Raw genomic sequence first — 15,383 nt, 5'->3', positions numbered from 1 at the left:
CAAATATTTTCAGTTTCGAATTGCTCTACGCCATCAGTGTAATGGTCTTGCGGAAGCGTGCCAGCGCCGTACCGAACAGCACGATGCCGATCGCCGCGATGGCCAGCAGTTGCGGCCAGATCACATCGAGGCCGGCACCGCGATACAGCAATGCTTGGCCTGCAGCAACGAAGTGTGTGGTGGGTGCGGCCAGCATCAGATCCTGCACCAGTTGCGGCATACTTTCGCGCGGTGTGCTGCCGCCCGACAGCAGTTGCAGCGGCAGTAGTACCAGTACCAGCAGCATGCCGAACTGCGGCATGCTGCGCGCCAGCGTGGCGAGGAAGATACCCATGGCAGTCGTCGAGAACAGGTGCAGCGCAGCCAGCAGGGCAAACAGTGCCACCGAGCCGCGCACCGGCACCTGCAGCGCGCCTTGCACGATGAACAGCAGCGCCCCCAGTGCCGCGATCAGCACCACCAGACCCATGGCCCAGATTTTAGACAGCATGATTTCCAGCGGCGTGACGGGCATGACCAGCAAGTGCTCGATGGTGCCGTGTTCGCGTTCGCGGATCAGGGCGGCGCCCGTCAGCACGATGGACAGCATCGTGACGTTGTTGATGATTTCCATTAGCGAGCCAAACCACGCCTGTTCCAGATTCGGATTGAAGCGCATGCGCAGCGCCAGATCCACCGGCGGCGCGGCTGCTTCCTGCTGACGGCGCAGGAAGTCGCCCACTTCGCCCGCGATAATCTGCTGGATGTAGCCATTGCCCGTAAAGGCCTGACTCATGCGGGTGGCATCGACATTCAGTTGCAGCGCAGGCTGGCGGCCGGCCAGCGTATCGCGCTGGTAGTTGGGCGGGATGTCCAGCACGAAGGTGTAGTCACCCTGATCCAGTCCCGCGTCGGCACGTGCCGGATCTATCATCTGCGGCGGCTTGAAGTGGGGCGGGTAAAACGCCGAGGCGATGCGCGCCGACAGTGGCGAGGCATCCTGATCGATGATGGCAATCGCAGCGTTATGCAGGCTTTCCGGCATGGCGGTAGCGGCGATGTAGATGGAGAAGCTGAAGGTGTAGACGATCAGCACCAGCATCATGGGGTCGCGCAGCAGGCTCCAGAGTTCCTTGATGCCGAGCCGGTAGATATGTTGCAGGCGGGTGTACATTAGCGTTCCTGTTTGCGCAGCAGTAGCACGGACAGCAGCACGATCACGGGCACGGCCACGGCCAGCGGCAGGAAGGCGTTGCCGAGGTGGGCCAGATCGAGCGCTTTGTTGAAGACGCCGCGGCTGATGGTGAGGAAGTGGGTAGCCGGATAGATTTTGCCGATCAGGCGACCCGGCCCCTCCAGTCCCGAGACGGGATTGAGCAGGCCGGAGAACTGTACGCAGGGGATGATGGTGCCTATCATGGTGACGAATAGCGCGGCGATCTGGCTGCGTGTGAAGCTAGACGCCAGCAGACCCAGACCGGTGGCGCAGATCACGTACAGCAGTGCGCCCAGCGTGATGGTCAGCAGGCTGCCTTTGAGCGGTACGCCGAAAGCCGTTACCGCCAGTAGCGTCATCAGGGCGAAGTTGAACATGCCCAGTGCGATGTAGGGTAGCTGTTTCCCCAGCAGGAATTCGGCGCGCGTGACGGGCGTGACGTACAGGTTGAGGATAGAACCCAGTTCCTTTTCGCGCACCACGGACAGAGCACTCAGCATGGCCGGTATCATCATCAGCAGCATGGGAATCACGGCCGGTATCATGGCGGGCAGGCTTTTGACATCGGGGTTGTAGCGGTAGCGGGTTTCGATGCCGCCCGCGCTGGCCGGATGCATGCCGAGCCGGTGCACGGCCATATCGGCCAGCCAGCTCTGATGCAGCGACAGCAGGTAGCCGCGGGTGGTTTCGGCCCGCAGCGGCATGGCGCCATCGATCCAGGCGCCTAGCTGCACGGGCGCGCCGCGCTGCAGATCCCGGCCGAAGCCGGCTGGTATTTCGATCGCCATGGCCAGTTCGCCATTGCGCATGCGCTGATCCAGATCGTTGTAGTCCTTGATGGGCGGGCGCTCGATGAAGTAGCGCGAGCCGGCCAGATTGAGCGTGTAGTTCTGGCTCAGGCCACTCTGGTCGTGATCGAGTACGGCGTAGGACAGGTGTTCTACGTCGAGGTTGATGCCGTAGCCGATAATGAACATCAGGATCGCTGTCCCCAGCAGGGCGAGCGTGGCGCGCACAGGATCGCGCCGTAGTTCCAGCGTTTCACGCAGCGTGTAGCTGTAGGCGCGTGCCAGACTGGCACGCCAGCCACGGGTGGCCGTAGCATGTGGCGGCGCTGCGCTGGCCGTGACGCTTGCAGTGGTCGCTGGCGTTTCCGCCGCTGCCGGTGCGGTTGCCGATGCCGCTGTTGATGTGGCGGCCGGAAGTGCGGCTGCGCTGGCGTTGGTGGCATCCTGCAGATAGGCGATGAATGCCTGTTCCAGCGTAGCGCTGCCGCGCAGGCGCACCAGTTCCTGCGGTGCGGCGCTTACGAGCACTCGGCCCGCGTGCATCAGCGAGATGCGGTCGCAGCGCTCCGCTTCGTTCATGAAATGGGTGGAAATGAAGATGGTGACGCGGTCGCGCCGCGCCAGCTCTATCATCAGTTCCCAGAACATATCGCGCGCCACCGGATCGACACCGGAAGTGGGTTCGTCAAGGATCAGCAGTTCCGGCCGGTGCACCATCGCCACGGCCAGCGACAGGCGCTGGCGCACACCCAGCGGCAGTTGTTCGGGCATGGCATCGAGCACGCTATCGAGGCCGAAGCGGCTGGCCATATCCGCTACACGTGCGGCGATTTCTGCCTCCGGTACACTGAACAGGCGAGCATGCAGTTCCAGATTTTGCGCCACCGTCAGCTCGGTGTAGAGCGAGAAGGCTTGCGACATATAGCCGACTTTGCGTCGCGTGGCCATGTCGTTCGGATCGACTTCGTGGCCGAACAGGCGCGCCGTTCCTGCCGTGGCAGGCAGCAGGCCAGTCAGCATTTTCATGGTGGTGGATTTGCCGCAGCCATTCGAGCCGAGGAAGCCGAAAATCTCGCCGCGACGGATGCGGAAATCCACCCCGTCCACGGCCGTGAAGTCACCGAAGCGCATAGTGAGTCCCTGTGCTTCGATGGCGATATCGTCCTGCGCATCCTGCGTGCTCTGGACGAATGGCGGCACCACCAGCTGGTGATGGCCACGGCGTTTTTCTTCCGGCAGCAGGGCGATGAAAGCTTCTTCCAGTATGTTGCTGCCGCCTTGCTGGCGCAGTTCGGCCGGTGTACCGGTGGCCAGTATGCGGCCACTATCCATGGCGACCAGCCAGTCGAAGCGGTCGGCTTCTTCCATGTAGGCGGTCGCCACCAGCACGCTCATGGCGGGGCGTTCGATGCGGATGCGTGCAATCAGATCCCAGAACTGGGCGCGCGATAGCGGGTCCACGCCGGTGGTCGGTTCGTCGAGAATCAGCAGATCGGGATCGTGGATCAGCGCGCAGCACAGCCCCAGCTTCTGTTTCATCCCGCCCGACAGTTTGCCGGCCGGACGCGCCAGAAACGGTCGCAAGCCCGTACTATCGGTCAGCTGGTCGATGCGGCGTCGGCGTTCGGCAGCGTCATGGCCGAATAGACGGCCGAAGAACTGCAGGTTTTCTTCCACCGACAGGGTGGGGTAGAGGTTGCGTCCCAGCCCTTGCGGCATATAGGCGATGCGCGGGCAGACGGCATCGCGGTGGCGTCGCTGTGCCATATCGCCGTCGAGCACCTGCACCAGTCCCTGCTGCACGGCACGGGCGCCGGCCAGCAGCGACAGCAGGCTGGATTTGCCCACGCCATCGGGGCCGATCAGACCCACCATGCAGTTAGCCGGTATGCTCAGATCGACGTGATCGAGTCCGACGGCCGCCCCGTAATGCAGGCTGACGCCTTCGACCCGAGCCACCGGCGGCTGTTGCGCCGCTAGCTTCACTTGTTCACCTTGACCTGCAGTTCGCTAGGCCACGCTGCCTGCGCATCGAGTTTGACCCACGCTACACCGGGCAGGCCGGTTTTCACTTGCGTCAGATGCTGTTGCAGCAGGCTGCGGTCGATCTGGGCTTTGACGCGGAACATCAGCTTTTGCCGCTCGCTGGCGGTTTCCACCGTCTTCGGTGTGAACTGCGCCGTGCTGGCCACGAACGACACCTTGGCGGGAATCACCAGCGTGGGCGCTGCATCGAGCCGCACATGCACTTCGGCGCCCAGCGCCAGTTTGCCGGCTATCTGCTCCGGTACGAAGAAGGTCATGTAGACATCGCTGAGGTCGACCAGATTGAGCACCTTGCCGCCCGCACCCAGCACTTCTCCTGGCTGGGCGATGCGGTACTGCACGCGGCCTGCGCGCGGTGCTTTCAATGCGCTGTCGTTGATATCTACACCGATGCGCTCGATGGTGGCCTGCGCTGCCGTGGCAGCGGAGGTCGCTCCCGTGACCTGCGTGCGCGCTGCTTCGATGGCGCTGCGTGCGGCGGCCGCTTGCGCCTGTGCGGCGCGGATGGCGGCTGTGCTGCTGCGTACGCGGCTGCGGTCGTCGTCGAGCTCCTGCTCAGACGATGCGCCTTCCGTCACCAGCGTCTGCGATCGGCGCAGGCGGCGTTCGGCGGCATCGAATTCGCTTTCGCGCAGCGCCACCACGGCCAGCGCGGCCTGATAATCGCTTTCGCGCACCGCCACCATCGATTGTGCGCTGGCCACGCCCGCTTCGGCGTGGCGCAGGTTGGCCGTGGCTTCGGCGCGCTGGGCTTCCAGCGTCAGCACCTGCATGTGGCCCAGCGTCTGGCCGGCGCTGACAAAATCGCCTTCGCTGACGAGGATGTCCTGCAGGCGCCCCGGTAGCTTGGCGGCGACATCGATTTCGGTCGCCTCGATACGGCCGTTACCGCTAGCGAAGGCATCACCGGGGCCGCTGCTGTGCAGGTGGCTCCAGCCGTAGTAGCCGGCCAGCAGGGCAGCACCGGCCACGCCGGCGGATATCAGTTTGGTGCGGAGGGTGAGTGTCATGAGCGTGGCGTAGGTAAGAGTACGGGATGGGCGGCACCGTCCGGCGCAGTCTGGGGCGCGCCGCCCAGTGCGGCAAATACAGCGATGCCGGCCGAGAGCAGGGCGCGGCGGGTCTGCACCAGTTGCTGTTCGGCGCTGAGCAGATCGCGCTGGGCGTCCAGCACGTCCAGATAGGGCGCGGCACCGTTATCGAAGCGCAGCTGGGTCAGGCGGGCGCGTTCGCGCTGCACCGCCAGCGCGTGGCTGGCGATGGCCACCTGCTGGTTCAGCCAGTGGCGTGCCGACAGGGCATTGGCGACGTCGCGGAAGGCTGCCTGCACCGCCTTGTCGTAGCTGGCCACGGCGCTATCGCGGCGTGCCTGCATCAGCGCCAGATTGGCCTCGCGCCGGCCGCCGTCGAACAGCGGCAGGTTGACGCTGGGAGCAAAGTTCCAGCTGCCGCTACCCGGCTTGAACAGACCGTCCAGTGCGGCGCTGGCGGTGCCGCCGGAGGCCGTCAGGCTGATGGAGGGGAAGTAGGCGGCGCGTGCGGCGCCGATATTTGCATAGGCAGCCTGCAGCTGCAGTTCGGCGGCGCGCACGTCGGGGCGCCGCTCCAGCAGGGCGGCTGGCAGGCCGGCGGCCAGTTCGGGCAGTTCGCCCAGCGTGCTGTCGGCGCTGCTGGCAGCCTGCCACGTGATAGGCTGGCCAACCAGAAGTTGTAGCGCCTGCAGGGCGGCGGCGCGCTGCTGTTCCAGCTGGGCCGCTAGCGCCTGCGCCTGCGTGAGCAGAGTCTCTACCTGCGTCAGATTCAGCCGCGAGGCTGAGCCGGCGGCGACACGGCGGCTGTAGATACGGAAGCTTTCCTGCCGGCTGACCAGCGTGCGCTGCGCCAGCAGCAGACGCTGATCGGCTTCACGCAGCGCATAATAGGCATCGGCTAGCTGTGCGATCAGTCCCAGTGTGGCAGCCTGACGGGCTGCGTCAGTGGCCAGATACTCGGCGCGCGCAGCATCGCGCAGGCTGGCCAGCTTGCCCCAGAAATCCAGTTCCCACGCCGCCATGCCTAGACCGATCTGGTACTGGCTGGTAATCATGGGCTGGCGCGTCAGGCTCAGATCGGCCGGCACGTGGGTGCGGCTGCTGCCGCCCTGTGCACCGATCACGGGTGCCAGCGCGGCTTGCTGGTAGCCTAGTGCAGCACGCGCCTGTTCCACCCGCAGCGTGGCAAGGCGCAGGTCGCGGTTGTGGGCCAGCGCCTGCGTCAGTAGCTGCTGAAGGGCCGGATCGGTGAAGTAGTGCTGCCAGTCGGAAGGCATGGCAAGCGCACTCCCGGCCAGGCTGGCCGAATTTGGTGCGTGCGCCGCGCCGCCCGATTTGGCTGATTCTGCCGACCCCGCCGTGACGGCCGGATAGCTGGCCGCGACCGGCAGTGCCGGACGGCTGTACTGCGGTGCCAGCGAGCTACAGGCTGGCAGCAGGCCTAACAGGCAAAGCAGGACCGGCGCCAGTTGCACGGGCAGTCGCCCTTGGTGAGAGGTAATGTTGGTCATGCGCCACAGTTTATTGAGCAGTATCAGAAAATTGTTTGATGTGGATCAAACATTAACTTTGTTGGCTCGATAAGTGGTCTTATCGGGTAGTTTGATGCAGATCAATTACTGGCTTGCGCACGGTCGTTCATAATTTGCCCGCTATTTCCCGTTCAATGTTTAGGAGGACATGTGAGTTCTACCCCGACTACCCGACCACAGGCGCCGGCCCGCAGTTCGCCGGCCCGCGCCGGCAAGACTGGCGGACCGGCCGCCAGTCCCAGCCAGACGCTGGATCTGTTTGTACAAAGCCAGATGGCCAAGCTGACAGGCGGGGTGTCGCCCATCGGTATGGGACTGGCCTTCATGGACTGGGCCTGCCACCTGCTGACCTCTCCCGGCAAGCAGTTGGAACTGCTGACGCAGACCTATGCGGCCCCCGTGACAGCCGACGGCAAGCTGGCGGACGGGCGTTTTTCCGGCCCCGAGTGGCAGCGCTGGCCATTCCAGCAATATGCACAGAATTTCCTCCAGTGCCAGCAATTCTGGGAGCAGGCCACCACCGGCGTGCGCGGCGTGGCGCCCCATCACAGTCAGGTGGTGAACTTCACGGCCCGTCAGCTGCTCGATATGCTGGCGCCATCCAACTTCATGGCGACCAATCCGGAAGTGCAGCGTGCCGCCATGGAAAGTGGCGGGCGCAGTCTGGCCGAGGGCGCGCTGAACTGGCGCAAGGATGTCTGCCGCAAGCTGGCGCCACCCGGCATGGCGGTGCCGGAACCGGCCGATGCCAGCTACCGTCCCGGCGTGGAAGTGGCGCTGACCGAGGGCGAGGTGGTGTTCCGCAATGAACTGATGGAGCTGATCCAGTACCGCCCGCAGACGGCCAGCGTGTACCGCGAGCCCGTGCTGATTATTCCGTCGTGGATCATGAAGTACTACATCCTCGATCTGTCGCCGGAAAACTCCATGGTGCGCTATCTGGTGGAGCAGGGCCACACGGTGTTCATGGTGTCGTGGCATAACCCCGGCGCTGCCGAACGCAATCTGGGCATGGACGACTATCTGGAGCGTGGCCTGTATGCGGCGCTCGATCAGGTTGCGGCTGCGTGCAGCGGCGCGCCCGTGCACACGGTGGGCTACTGTCTGGGCGGCACGCTACTGGCGATCGGTGCGGCGGCACTGGGCGCCGCCGATGCGCCCCGACATGGCGCGCTGGCTTCCGTCACGCTGCTGGCCGCGCAGACCGACTTCAGCGAACCGGGTGAACTGGGCCTGTTCATCGATGACAGCGAACTGGCCTTCCTCGACGCGCTGATGTGGAAGCAGGGTTATCTGGATGGTGACCAGATGGCTGCCTCGTTCCAGCTGCTGCATGCACGCGATCTGGTGTGGTCGCGCATGATGCGGGAATATCTGCTGGGCCAGCGTTCCGCCCCCAATGATCTGATGGCATGGAATGCCGACGCTACCCGTCTGCCATTCCGCATGCATAGCGAATATCTGCATAGCCTGTTCCTGCGCAATGATCTGGCGGAAGGACGCTATCAGGTGGGTGGCCAGCCCATTGCGCTGGCCGATATGGCGGGGCCGCTGTTCGTGGTCGGCACCGAGCGCGATCACGTTTCGCCATGGCGTTCGGTGTACAAGCTGCACCTGCTGTCGTCAGCACCGATTGATTTCGTACTGGCCTCGGGCGGGCACAATGCCGGCATCGTTTCCGAACCGGGGCATGCCCACCGCAGCTACCGCCAGCTGTCCACGCAGGCGCCATCCGGCTACCGCAGCCCCGACCAGTGGCTGGCACAGTCCGAGCTAGTGGATGGTTCGTGGTGGCCGTGCTGGCAGCAGTGGCTGGTGCGGCATTCGACCAGTAAGCGGATCAAGCCGCCGCAATCGGGGCAGTCGCTGGGCGCGGCTCCGGGCCACTTCGTGCTGGACGCCTGAGCGCATAACGCTGGCGCGGCGGTCGATCAGCCGCGCTGGGTCCAGCGCTCGATGACACCGGCGAAGGCAGCCGAAGTGAAGGGCTTGGTCAGGTAGTCGTCGGCGCCGGAATTGATACAGCGCTCGCGGTCGCCGTCGATGGCGCTCGCCGTCAGTGCCACCACGGGCGTGCGTGGCAGGCCCTGCGCCGCTTCCCGTGCACGCAGTGCTTCGGTGGCCTGATAGCCATCCATTACCGGCATCATGCAATCCATCAGCACCATGTCGTACTGGCGTGCGGCCAGCGCATCGAGCGCCTGCTGGCCATCGTGGGCTTCATCGACTTCCCAGCCCAGACGGGTGAGCAGGATGCGCGCCAGCTGGCGGTTCATTTCCGTATCTTCTACCAGCAGAATGCGGCCCTGCTTGGGCGCTGCCGCGCTATCGGTGCTGGCGGCGGGAGCAGGTGTGGCGGAAGTTGGCGTGGTGCTGGCGGGGGTAGGGACAGCAGTGTGCTTCATGGTGATACTTTCCACTTCAGGTTGGGTAACAGTTGCGGGCCGCAGATGCTGCGACGGTACATCGACGATAAAGGTGGCGCCGCAGCCGGTGCTACTACGGCAGGCAATGCTACCGCCCATCAGTTCGACCAGACGTTTGCAGATGGCCAGTCCCAGACCGGTGCCGCCGTAATGGCTGCTGGTGCTGTGCTCGGCCTGACTGAAAGGCTCGAACAGGCGCTGCTGGCCTTCCGGACTGATGCCGATGCCGCTATCGGTCACTTCGAAGTGCAGCCGCCAGCGCCCGCTGGCATCGCCGGGCGGGGTGGCATTCAGGCTTAGACGGATAGTACCGGCCGGGGTGAATTTGATCGCGTTGTTGAGCAGGTTGCCGAGGATCTGGCGCATGCGCAGCGGGTCGCCTTCCATCGGTCCCGGCAGTGGGGCGATATCGGTCTCGATCTGCAGGCCTTTGCGCAGCGCCACCGGCTCGTGCAGGGCCAGCACCTGCTGGATCATCTGGGCCGGATCGTAAGCCTGCAGATCGAGCGTCAGGTGGCCGGATTCCACTTTGGAGAAGTCCAGCACGTCGTTGATGATGTGCAGCAGCTCTACCGTGCCTTGATGGACGTTGTGGGCGTAGTTGCGCTGGGTATCGTCGAGCTTGGTGCCCAGCATCAGCTCCGACATGCCGAGGATGCCGTTCATGGGGGTGCGGATCTCGTGGCTCATCATGGCGAGGAAGCGCGACTTGGCAGCGCTGGCGGCATCGGCCGCAGCCTTCAGTTGCAGCGCCTGCTGGGCATCATGCTCGCGCCGCTTGAGCAGCTGCTCGACTAGACGGAAGGCCAGCAGCACGGCCACCATGCTGGCCAGCGTAATGCCGGTGATCAGGCGCACATTGCGCCACCAGCCATGCAGCAGCATGTCTTCATTGATGGTGGCGTTGATGATCAGCGGGAAATCGCGCACCTGACGCACGGCGCCCATGCGGGTTTCCGGCTTCAGATCATGCGATGCACGGGGGGCGCTGGTCATGACTACATCGTGCTGCTTGCCCTGGCTGATCACCTGATAGGTGGTACCGGTGCGGACCTGCTTGCTGATCATCTCCGGCGCATACGGCCAGCGCGCCAGCATGGCGTAGTCGCGGTTGTACAGGGTGATGGTGGAATCCGTGCCGAGGTTGACGCGGTGGAAGAAGTCGGCGAAGAACTGGCAGGACACCCCGACCAGCACCGCACCGACGAATTCGCCACGGGAATTTTCCAGCCGGCGGCTGACGTAGAAGGTCCAGTTACCGTTGCCCTTGTTGCGTACCGGTTCGCTCATGAAGGGCTGATCGCCGCGGTGCGTGCTGTGGTAACGGAAATAGTCGCGCGTGGCCAGATTGATGGGGGGCGCCGGATAGCTGCGGGTGAAGTTGATGACGTTGCCGTCCACATCGAGCAGCGACACCACATCCACTTGCGGCAGCGCGGCCATCTTATCGCGCAGGCTGTGGTAGATGTCTTCGCTGGCCAGTGCGGTGCGGCGGTTGTCGCCATTGCGTTCTGGCTGGTCCTGTACTAGTGTCACCACGCTGTCGAGCAGGGTGTAGCTGGCGGCCATGGTCTGGGCAGTGTTCTCGGCCAGCACCAGGGTCAGACTGTCCAGATTCTCGCGCCAGTCTTCAATTTCGTGCTGGCGCAGCGACCAGGCCGAGATGGCCGCCGTCAGCGTCAGCGTCGATAGCAGGGCAAAGCAGATCAGCTGCATGGCGCGGTGTGCGCTCAGGCCGGTACGGTGCAGCAGCCGATACGGCCGCGACTTGGGCTCCGGCGCTATGGCAGGCTGAGGGACGGCTGGCTGGCTCATGGGGTACTTCCTGTACTGCTATGGGCTATGCTCAGCTGCATCTCATCGAATACGGCCTGATACAGCACGGGCAGGCGCTGTTCGGCTGGCGCCAGCCGCTGCTGCTGGCGCGCAGCATGTTCCATTTGCTGCAGCAGCGTAGTCAGTTCCTGCGCACCGATCAGCATGGTCATGCCCTTGAGCGCATGGCACTGACTGGCAATGGCGCTGAAATCCGCCTGCTGCAAGCCCTGCTGCAGACGCGCATAGGTGGCAGGCGCGCTATCGATATAGGTGTGGGATAGCAGCAGCGCCACTTCCTGACTGCCGGCCGCAGCTTCCAGCAGCACGGCGGGATCAATCACATGGAAAACGGGCGAGACGGGGGCGGTAGTCATGCGGCTTCCTTGGCGCTGCCGGCCGGCTGGGCAGGCGCTTCGATCTGGGGTGGACGGATAAGCGGTATGCTGAACAGGAATACCGAACCCTGCTCGTCGCTATGTTCTAGGGCTATCCTGCCGCCCATCAGTTCGACCAGCCGGGCGGCAATCGCCAGTCCCAGCCCGGCACTATCGCGCGCCCGTGAAGCGCTATCGTCGGCAGTGGAGAATTGCTCGAACAGGCGCGGACGCAGTGCCAGCGGCACGCCGCTGCCACTGTCGCGCACGCGGAAGTGTAGCTGGCTGGCCGTGACGTCAGTCTGTAGCTGCACGCCGCCTTCGCTGGTGGCCTGAATGGCGTTATGCAGCAGAATATCGATCACCCGCATCAGTTTGATGCGGTCGCAGATCAGGTGGCTGGGTAGGCCGTTAGCATTGACCAGCTCCAGCTTGAGTCCCTTGGCCAGCGCGCTACCACGCTGGCGCGCCAGCGCGCCGTGCAGCAGTTCGCTCAGCACGGCCGTCTCCGGGGCCAGTTTGGTCTGGCCCGATTCCAGACTGCTCAGTTCCAGCACGGCTTCCACCAGTCCCAGTAATTTGATACCGCAACTGTGGATGGCATCGGCAAAGCCGCCCGCATGGCTGTTGGCAAACTCGGCCTGCAGCAGCTCGGAATAGCCGAGGATGCCGTTGAGGGGAGTACGCAGCTCGTGCGACATATTCGACAGGAAGCGCGACTTGGCGCGGTTGGCGGCATGGGCCTGTTCGCGGCTGACGATCAGACGACCGATCAGGACGATGATGCCGATGGTGAAGACCAGTACCACCAGACTGGTCACACCAGCCAGCGCGAGCGCAACCTTGCGCCGTTCGTGATAGTCGGCCAGCGCTTCCTCGTAATCGATGCCCACCAGCGCATACAGGGGCACGCCGGGCAGATGCGAATAGGCATAGAAGCGCTTGCGCTGGTCGATCGGACCGGACTGCAGCAGAGTACCGCGCTGGTTCTTCTGCATGGCAGCGAACAGGGGGGTGTTGAAGATGTCCTGACCACGGCTATCGTCATTGCCGACGCGGCGGGCGCGCACCACGCCATCTTCGCCGACCAGTGCGATCGAACCTTGCGTGCCGACGTTGATGTCGCTGTACAGTCGGGTGAAATACTGCGGGTCGAGCGAAACCACCACCACCCCATTGAAGCTGCCATCAGGCTTGGCGATGCGGCGGGTCAGCTGGATCGACCATTTGCGCGAGACCCGTCCCAGCACGGGCTGGCTGACAAACAGCGTGTCCGGGCCGGGCTGCATGTGGATGCGGATATGGGGACGGTCGGCCAGATTGATGGTGGTGAAAGGCTGGGTCGACAGCACCACGTCGGCATGTTCGTCGACGATGGTGAACAGGGTGTACAGATCGCTGGGACCCAGACCTTCGGCCAGCTCGCGCTTCATGTCGAGCTTGGTACCCAGACTGTTATAGCGGTGGCGCAGGAAGGTAACGGCCTGATCAGCGGCGGAAATGGTGCGACTGGCATGTTCGTCGAACAGGCGCACCAGATCCTGCGCTTCGCGCTCGGCGACGGCGATGGAGCGATGCTGGTCCTGTTCCAGTTGCCACAGCGTGGAGCCCCAGATACCGCTGACCAGCAACAGGGCAAACAGCGCGAGTACCCAGCGTGCGTCCAGATGCCTTTGTACGGCTTGCAACATTTCCCTCTCCCTGCACGTGCCGCCAGCCGGAATGGTGGCGTGCCACGCGAGTAAGCCCTAAGATTGCCTCAGAAACAAAAATTTGTCAAATTCATTAACACCGATGAATTTACTGTCGGTTACGCTCATGCTGGGCACAGCAGGCCTTCAGATAGCCCCGCAGTTCATCATAATTGACAGGTTTGGGGAAAAACACCACGCCGCGAGGTACCCCGCCGCGCGCCTGCAGTTCGGCCGGATCCAGACTGGACAGAATAGCGATGTGCATCGGTCGCAGCAGAGGATCAGCCACGATGGTGTTGATCAGTTCATAGCCATCGATACCGTCCATAACGATGTCGGCCAGCACGATATCGGGCTGGCGGCGGGCGATTTCCAGCAGTGCCTGATAACCGTTTTCGCAGAAAGTCAGGCTGGCCTGCAGATTCCAGCTGGCGATCTGGGTTTCATACAGCTGGCGCTGCATGGGGTTGTCTTCCACCACCAGGATGGTAGGGATGGCATTGTTATTGCGGTTGGCCAGTACGGCCGGCGGCTGGGCCGCCAGCGAACCGGCGGCTGGTTGCAGTTTATAGGCCAGCACGGCAGCGAGCGGAATGCGGCGGTGGCCGCCCTTGGTTTTCCAGGCCTCGATCACGCCCGCTTCCACCAGTTGCTGCACGGACGATACCGAGACGCCGAGAATTTCGGCGGCGCGCTGGGTGGTGCACACTTCATCGGCTTGCGTTGCGTTTTTCATTGTCACAAAAGTCCCAAATTAGCCACAGTAGAATTTAAATATACCAAATTTGTTGAATTCGCAAAAAGCTCGGTATAATTGTTTTTATCGGCCATCGCGTTCATAACTGCATTATGCCGCTGAAACACTATTCCGCATAGGGGCGGCGCTATGGCGCGCAGGGAAGGACGCAAATACCGCAAATCCGCCAGTGGCAGGCGAGGCCAGGAGGAATGATGAAAGTACTGATCGTAGACGACAATCCGCTGAATCTGGAATTGCTCACCCATGTGCTGGGAACGATCGCCGTGGCCCAGCCCGTGCCGTTTGCCGATCCCGAAGCGGCGCTGCGCTGGTGTGCCGCCGAAGTACCCGACCTGATACTGCTGGACTACCAGATGCCGCAGATGGATGGACTGGAATGTCTGCGCCGCTTGCGCGTGCTGCCGGGCCTGCAGAACGTGCCCATCATGATGCTGACGGCCGATAGTGCCCAGGCGGTGCGGCACGAAGCCTTGCGGCTGGGCGCCAATGATTTCCTCACCCGTCCGTTCAACCACACGGAACTGCACGCCCGCATCGGTAACCTGCTGGTGTGGCGGCTGGGGCAGAACCGGCTGGCCGAGCATGCCGAACGGCTGGGCTATGCCGTGCAGCAGGCCGAAGCCAAGGCCAGTGCGCGCACCACCGAACTGGTGCAGCGCCTGCTGGAAGCGACCCAGCGGCGCGATCCCCACACGGCCGCCCACATGACCCGTATTGCCGATTACGCGCTGCTGATCGCCCGCCAGCTGCGGCTGGACGACAATCAGTGTCAGCTAATTGCCGACGCCGCCCCGCTGCATGATGTAGGCAAGCTGGCGCTGCCGGATGAACTGCTGCGCAAACAGGGCGTGCTGGATCAGGCCGAACTGGCGCTGATGCGCACCCATGCCGAAAAAGGCGCCGCCATTCTGGCCGACAGCGATGTGCCGCTGCTGCAGATGGCCGCCCTGATGGCGCACAGCCACCATGAACACTACGATGGCACGGGCTACCCGCAAGGGCTGGCTGGCAGTGCCATTCCGCTGGTGGCCCGCATCGTCGCCGTCGCCGACGTATTCGATGCCTTGACCAGCGACAAACCTTACCGATCTGGCTGGGACCTTAGCGCTGCCGTGCAATACCTGCGCGAAGGCCGCGGTAGCCAGTTTGATCCCGAGTGTGTCGACGCTCTGCTGAGCGACATGGTCGGGCTACGGATTATCCATACCCATTATGAACAACAGGCCCACAGGGCCATCCGGAGAGCAGCATGATGAAAATTCCACGTGGACGGGGCGCCTTGCCCGAGAACTACCCCAATGGCTTTCTCGACAGCGTGATACGCGAACAGCACCTGAAAAATGACGCCGAGTTAAGCCGCGTACTGCAACTGGCGCCCTCCAGCATCAGCAAGATCCGCCACGGCCGCGCCGAAGTGAGCGCCGAAGTGCTACTGCGCGTACACGAAGCCTTCGGCACCCCCATTGCCGAGCTGAAGCGGCGCCAGAGCAGCGGCACCACCACCCATTAAACTTCGGGGTCAGATCTGTCATTCGGACATGCACTGCACACCTTTAAGCTAGATCAAGGTGCTTGACGGGCGAATGGCTGCTGCAGTCCCTGGATCATGCTTGCCACATGGCATAGCGGGCGGCGTGTAGAATGACTGTTTGAACTTTCGCCCCCGGGTTGCTGTTGAATTCCACCGCCGCTGTCAAACGTCACAGCAAGGCCCCGTCA

At 63.4% G+C, this 15,383-nt stretch carries 11 protein-coding genes; 3 read left to right on the top strand and 8 right to left on the bottom strand.

Annotation, left to right across the window (positions count from 1 at the left end; all coding sequences use genetic code 11):
* Positions 1-25: 25 nt before the first annotated feature.
* The 4 genes from ABNT42_RS01100 to ABNT42_RS01085 are packed head-to-tail and all read right to left on the bottom strand — an operon-like array spanning position 26 to position 6,571.
* Positions 26-1,153, bottom strand: a complete 1,128-nt coding sequence (locus ABNT42_RS01100; RefSeq protein ID WP_348692856.1) for an ABC transporter permease — start codon at positions 1,151-1,153, stop codon at positions 26-28.
* Positions 1,153-3,969, bottom strand: coding sequence for a ribosome-associated ATPase/putative transporter RbbA (gene rbbA / locus ABNT42_RS01095; RefSeq protein WP_348692854.1), 2,817 nt, complete (start codon positions 3,967-3,969; stop codon positions 1,153-1,155). The genes ABNT42_RS01100 and rbbA overlap by 1 nt, the downstream gene beginning before the upstream one ends.
* A complete protein-coding gene (locus tag ABNT42_RS01090; RefSeq protein ID WP_348692852.1) occupies positions 3,966-5,039 on the bottom strand; it encodes an efflux RND transporter periplasmic adaptor subunit in 1,074 nt (357 codons plus the stop codon). Before ABNT42_RS01090 ends, rbbA begins: the two co-directional genes overlap by 4 nt.
* On the bottom strand, positions 5,036-6,571 hold the full coding sequence (locus ABNT42_RS01085) for an efflux transporter outer membrane subunit (protein ID WP_348692849.1): 1,536 nt from the start codon (positions 6,569-6,571) through the stop codon (positions 5,036-5,038). Before ABNT42_RS01085 ends, ABNT42_RS01090 begins: the two co-directional genes overlap by 4 nt.
* 171 nt (positions 6,572-6,742) lie before the next feature.
* On the opposite strand from ABNT42_RS01085, the gene ABNT42_RS01080 reads away from it, so the two are divergent.
* A complete protein-coding gene (locus tag ABNT42_RS01080) occupies positions 6,743-8,497 on the top strand; it encodes an alpha/beta fold hydrolase (protein ID WP_348692846.1) in 1,755 nt (584 codons plus the stop codon).
* A 26-nt stretch (positions 8,498-8,523) separates the two neighbouring features.
* Here the strand turns inward: ABNT42_RS01080 and ABNT42_RS01075 are convergent, their stop codons facing one another.
* The 4 genes from ABNT42_RS01075 to ABNT42_RS01060 form a co-directional block, all read right to left on the bottom strand.
* A complete protein-coding gene (locus ABNT42_RS01075) occupies positions 8,524-10,833 on the bottom strand; it encodes an ATP-binding protein (RefSeq protein ID WP_348692844.1) in 2,310 nt (769 codons plus the stop codon).
* Positions 10,830-11,210, bottom strand: coding sequence for an Hpt domain-containing protein (locus ABNT42_RS01070; protein ID WP_348692841.1), 381 nt, complete (start codon positions 11,208-11,210; stop codon positions 10,830-10,832). Before ABNT42_RS01070 ends, ABNT42_RS01075 begins: the two co-directional genes overlap by 4 nt.
* Entirely contained in the window at positions 11,207-12,901 is a 1,695-nt protein-coding gene (locus ABNT42_RS01065; protein ID WP_348692839.1) for an ATP-binding protein, read from the bottom strand. The genes ABNT42_RS01070 and ABNT42_RS01065 overlap by 4 nt, the downstream gene beginning before the upstream one ends.
* A 109-nt stretch (positions 12,902-13,010) precedes the next feature.
* A complete protein-coding gene (locus ABNT42_RS01060; RefSeq protein ID WP_348692836.1) occupies positions 13,011-13,640 on the bottom strand; it encodes a response regulator in 630 nt (209 codons plus the stop codon).
* A 215-nt stretch (positions 13,641-13,855) separates the two neighbouring features.
* Here ABNT42_RS01060 and ABNT42_RS01055 point away from each other — a divergent pair, with 215 nt between their 5' ends.
* On the top strand, positions 13,856-14,917 hold the full coding sequence (locus ABNT42_RS01055; RefSeq protein ID WP_348692834.1) for an HD domain-containing phosphohydrolase: 1,062 nt from the start codon (positions 13,856-13,858) through the stop codon (positions 14,915-14,917).
* Positions 14,914-15,174 carry a helix-turn-helix transcriptional regulator gene (locus tag ABNT42_RS01050; protein ID WP_348692831.1) on the top strand — a complete coding sequence of 87 codons (261 nt, stop codon included), beginning with the start codon at positions 14,914-14,916 and terminating at the stop codon, positions 15,172-15,174. Before ABNT42_RS01055 ends, ABNT42_RS01050 begins: the two co-directional genes overlap by 4 nt.
* Positions 15,175-15,383 lie beyond the last annotated feature (209 nt).

It is taken from the genome of Duganella fentianensis (assembly GCF_964031615.1).
Lineage (GTDB): Bacteria > Pseudomonadota > Gammaproteobacteria > Burkholderiales > Burkholderiaceae_D > Rugamonas > Rugamonas fentianensis_A.
Note: the sequence above shows the minus strand (reverse complement) of the source record. Positions and strands in the feature narration are given on the sequence as shown.

What these genes read in the sequence shown, in the direction of transcription:
- ABNT42_RS01100 (WP_348692856.1), bottom strand. Translation starts at nt 1,153, where the DNA reads ATGTACACCCGCCTGCAACATATCTACCGGCTCGGCATCAAGGAACTC.
- ABNT42_RS01090 (WP_348692852.1), bottom strand. Translation starts at nt 5,039, where the DNA reads ATGACACTCACCCTCCGCACCAAACTGATATCCGCCGGCGTGGCCGGT.
- ABNT42_RS01085 (WP_348692849.1), bottom strand. Translation starts at nt 6,571, where the DNA reads ATGACCAACATTACCTCTCACCAAGGGCGACTGCCCGTGCAACTGGCG.
- ABNT42_RS01075 (WP_348692844.1), bottom strand. Translation starts at nt 10,833, where the DNA reads ATGAGCCAGCCAGCCGTCCCTCAGCCTGCCATAGCGCCGGAGCCCAAG.
- ABNT42_RS01070 (WP_348692841.1), bottom strand. Translation starts at nt 11,210, where the DNA reads ATGACTACCGCCCCCGTCTCGCCCGTTTTCCATGTGATTGATCCCGCC.
- ABNT42_RS01065 (WP_348692839.1), bottom strand. Translation starts at nt 12,901, where the DNA reads ATGTTGCAAGCCGTACAAAGGCATCTGGACGCACGCTGGGTACTCGCG.
- ABNT42_RS01060 (WP_348692836.1), bottom strand. Translation starts at nt 13,640, where the DNA reads ATGAAAAACGCAACGCAAGCCGATGAAGTGTGCACCACCCAGCGCGCC.
- ABNT42_RS01055 (WP_348692834.1), top strand. Translation starts at nt 13,856, where the DNA reads ATGAAAGTACTGATCGTAGACGACAATCCGCTGAATCTGGAATTGCTC.
- ABNT42_RS01050 (WP_348692831.1), top strand. Translation starts at nt 14,914, where the DNA reads ATGATGAAAATTCCACGTGGACGGGGCGCCTTGCCCGAGAACTACCCC.